The organism is Sharpea azabuensis DSM 18934, from assembly GCF_000702165.1.
In the GTDB taxonomy this organism is placed as follows: domain Bacteria; phylum Bacillota_I; class Bacilli_A; order Erysipelotrichales; family Coprobacillaceae; genus Sharpea; species Sharpea azabuensis.
The window spans coordinates 1-3,128 of record NZ_JNKU01000082.1; the positions used below are offsets into that span (position 1 = coordinate 1).

General features: G+C 35.8%; 5 protein-coding genes. 3 read left to right on the forward strand and 2 right to left on the reverse strand.

What is annotated here, in order from left to right:
* Positions 1–411 precede the first annotated feature (411 nt).
* Entirely contained in the window at positions 412–825 is a 414-nt protein-coding gene (locus T529_RS0111495) for an EamA family transporter (RefSeq protein ID WP_033163751.1), read from the reverse strand.
* A 50-nt stretch (positions 826–875) separates the two neighbouring features.
* On the opposite strand from T529_RS0111495, the gene T529_RS0111500 reads away from it, so the two are divergent.
* Positions 876–1,307 carry an HAD domain-containing protein gene (locus tag T529_RS0111500; protein WP_033163752.1) on the forward strand — a complete coding sequence of 144 codons (432 nt, stop codon included), beginning with the start codon at positions 876–878 and terminating at the stop codon, positions 1,305–1,307.
* Here T529_RS0111500 and T529_RS0111505 read toward each other — a convergent pair.
* Entirely contained in the window at positions 1,285–1,785 is a 501-nt protein-coding gene (locus T529_RS0111505) for an NUDIX hydrolase (protein ID WP_033163753.1), read from the reverse strand. The two genes, T529_RS0111500 and T529_RS0111505, sit on opposite strands and share 23 nt — an antisense overlap.
* A 174-nt stretch (positions 1,786–1,959) precedes the next feature.
* Here T529_RS0111505 and T529_RS13235 point away from each other — a divergent pair, with 174 nt between their 5' ends.
* Positions 1,960–2,112 (forward strand): hypothetical protein, encoded by a 153-nt coding sequence (locus tag T529_RS13235; RefSeq protein WP_156032259.1) that lies wholly within the window; start codon positions 1,960–1,962, stop codon positions 2,110–2,112.
* Between the two features lie 75 nt (positions 2,113–2,187).
* Positions 2,188–2,946 carry a sulfite exporter TauE/SafE family protein gene (locus T529_RS0111510; RefSeq protein ID WP_033163754.1) on the forward strand — a complete coding sequence of 253 codons (759 nt, stop codon included), beginning with the start codon at positions 2,188–2,190 and terminating at the stop codon, positions 2,944–2,946.
* The last annotated feature ends 182 nt before the right edge of the window (positions 2,947–3,128 follow it).

The following is a 3,128-nucleotide window of genomic DNA, read 5'->3' on the forward strand; positions in this document are numbered from 1 at the left end:
ACAACAATAAAAAACAAGGCCAAATCTAATTGACCTTGCTTGGTAGTTGTTTTGGATATTTTCTCTGTCTACTTGACAGGGATCATATCAAACTTCCACCTCTTTTCTCTTTATTTACCAGCTCAGTTCTCACACACTTTAGCGAGAAGACTATTCTCTCTAAAGAGTTTTACCATCAGCATAAATCAATTTATCAAAATTTCATTTATATTATCTATCCGCTCATTCACAAAATTCCAACGATTTCTCACTCAGCAAATCAATAAGAGTATTACCAATATATTTATCACATTTAAAAAACAGGTGCTCTTCTCTTCTACCACGAAGTCATGAACACCTGCTTATTCATTTAATAACTTTTCGTCTTTGTCTTAAATCAAATTAGGCTAACTTTTTCATACATTTTTACTACTATATAGCCATAAAGAGTGTGCCTGCACCAATAAGAATACAGCCAATAAGAGATTTCATTGTAAAGTCTTCATGTAAGAAAACAAAGGCTAAGACTAGTGTAATAATGACACTTAACTTATCAATAGGAACAACTTTACTTGCTTGTCCAATTTGTAACGCTCTGTAGTAGCAAAGCCATGAAGCACCTGTAGCTAGTCCTGATAAAATCAGGAAAACCCAGCTCTTTGTCCCAATACTGCTTAGGCCTGATTGGGCATGTGTTAAAAAGACCATCCCCCAAGCCATAACCACCACAACAACTGTACGAATCGCTGTGGCAAGATTGGAATTGACGCCTTCAATACCAACCTTAGCTAAAATTGAAGTTAATGCTGCAAAGATTGCTGATAAAAATGCAAATAATACCCACATAAATATGTCCTCCTAAAATTTCATGTTATCATAATAATGAGGTGAGGATCATGTATATATTTCTTGATATTGATGGAGTTTTGAATACCTATAATGAACATCCTTCCAATAAACGCCGTATTCATTCAGCCAACTTAATAATGCTAAAAAAGCTGATTGATCAAACACAGGCAAAGATTATCTTAATTTCAAACTGGAAGTTTGTCCCAACTGCTCTTAAAGAATGTAAGCTTGCTTTAGAAAGCTGTCATCTTCATCTTGATGACATGACTAAGGATGATATGGTTCATCGCGGACAAGGCATTATCGATTATCTTCATAACCATAAGGTCCAACATTATGTCATTCTCGATGATGATGATTTTAGTGATTATAATAATGAGCTAAGCAAGCATCTTGTTCTTGTTGATGCAAGATATGGCCTTCGTCCAATAGATATCCAAAAAGCCATGAAAATACTTATTGATGAAGTGCCTGCATAATACGGGCATAATGCAAGAAGCCATCACTCTTTTCAAGCTCACCAATTTCTTCTAAGCTTGCCATTTTCCATTCTAAGACTTCATCTTCCTGAATATGCACATCTTCTATATCGAACTTGGCATGAATGAGATACATATCGACAAAATAATTATCCCCACGCTTAAAATCAATATTCTTATAAGAATAAATCAAATCATTTTGCGCCAAACTGATATCAAGTCCTGTTTCTTCAGACACTTCTCTTTGTAATGCCTGCATACTTGTTTCGCCGGCACTTACACCACCGCCAGGAATTTCCCATTGACCAGCTGCCCACTTCTTATCCAGTGTTCTTCTCGTAATCAAATACTTTCCTTTATTCTCAATTAGGGCTAAGACATACAACATGTACTGCCCTTCTTTTAATTTTGTCTTACGCTCTAACTTTTCTCCTGTTAATTCCTTTTGGTCATTATAGATATCAATATATTCAGCCATACATTCCTCTCCTTTCCCATATTCTAGCACAAATCTTTTCAATACGTGATGTATTTGCACCTGTCTTTACAATTCCTTAACTTTTTTTATTTTTCTTAACATATTCTTTAACCCACCATGCATTTTTTAGAAAAATAAACGCTATAAAATAAATCTAGAAAAGAGGTGGGATGTATGTTGACAAAAAGAACCCAGTTATTTATAGATTTTCTTATTCTTGTTTCTCTTTACTTCGTAATGCTGTATTCTGGCTTTAATGCAACAGTATCATCACTCGGATTCATGATTTCCTACATCTTCTTACTTTTCTACTTTTTAAGATATTAACCAAGAGCTGGTTCAACCAGTTCTTTTCTTTTACATCTATTTGTGTATAATGAGTCCATCAAAGGAGAACACATTATGCCAATTCATTTTCTGACTTATATCATTGTTGGAACAGCAGTCTTTATAGCTGGTTTTGTCGATGCGATAGCTGGAGGCGGAGGACTCATTTCTTTGCCTGTCTATATGATGGTGGGATTGCCTGCCCATAATGCCATTGCCACCAACAAGATGTCATCAACCTGCGGAACAGCTCTTTCAACAGTCCGCTTTATCAAGAATGGACTGATTCATATGAAACTCGCCTTACCTTCAGTCTTCTTGGCCATTATCGGTTCTACAATCGGTGCCCATCTCGCTCTAATGACCAACAATGACATTCTCGAAAAGATTATGATTCCCATCCTGCCCATCACTGCCTTTTTCGTCTTCAACAAAAACCTCTTCCATGATCATCATCATTCTTTCAAGATAACAAGAAGAACAATGCTTGTATCCCTGCTTGCCGCATTCACCGTTGGTATTTATGATGGATTTTATGGTCCAGGAACAGGCACATTTCTTTTGATCATTCTCACTATCTTTGGCCGTATGGCTATCAAGCATGCCAACGGTCAAGTAAAAGCCATTAATCTTACAACCAATATTTCAGCTTTAACTGTTTATTTATTCAATGGTCAAGTGATAATTGGTTTAGGACTATTTGCGGCGTTATGTAATATGGCTGGTAATTATTTAGGTTCTGGTATGATGATGAGTAAGGGAAGTAAGGTTGTTAAACCGGTGATTGGTGTTGTGCTTGTTATGTTATTGTTGAAAATGGTGCATGTATATTAAAAAGAGATTATTCTGAAATGAAATAGCGATAGGCAATGCTTGTTATTCACAATGATGAAGTGATAAATACCTTTTTAAACAACATACTAATTCTAAACGTGAACTACCACCCACCTAAAGGTAGGTGGCTTCTAAGAACCTGACGGTTCTATTTAAGAAGTTTGATATTTAAGTTTCCACCT

Bases quoted from the DNA above. Each gene is read 5' to 3' on its own strand.
- T529_RS0111495 (WP_033163751.1), bottom strand. From the start codon at position 825: ATGTGGGTATTATTTGCATTTTTATCAGCAATCTTTGCAGCATTAACT.
- T529_RS0111500 (WP_033163752.1), top strand. From the start codon at position 876: ATGTATATATTTCTTGATATTGATGGAGTTTTGAATACCTATAATGAA.
- T529_RS0111505 (WP_033163753.1), bottom strand. From the start codon at position 1,785: ATGGCTGAATATATTGATATCTATAATGACCAAAAGGAATTAACAGGA.
- T529_RS13235 (WP_156032259.1), top strand. From the start codon at position 1,960: ATGTTGACAAAAAGAACCCAGTTATTTATAGATTTTCTTATTCTTGTT.
- T529_RS0111510 (WP_033163754.1), top strand. From the start codon at position 2,188: ATGCCAATTCATTTTCTGACTTATATCATTGTTGGAACAGCAGTCTTT.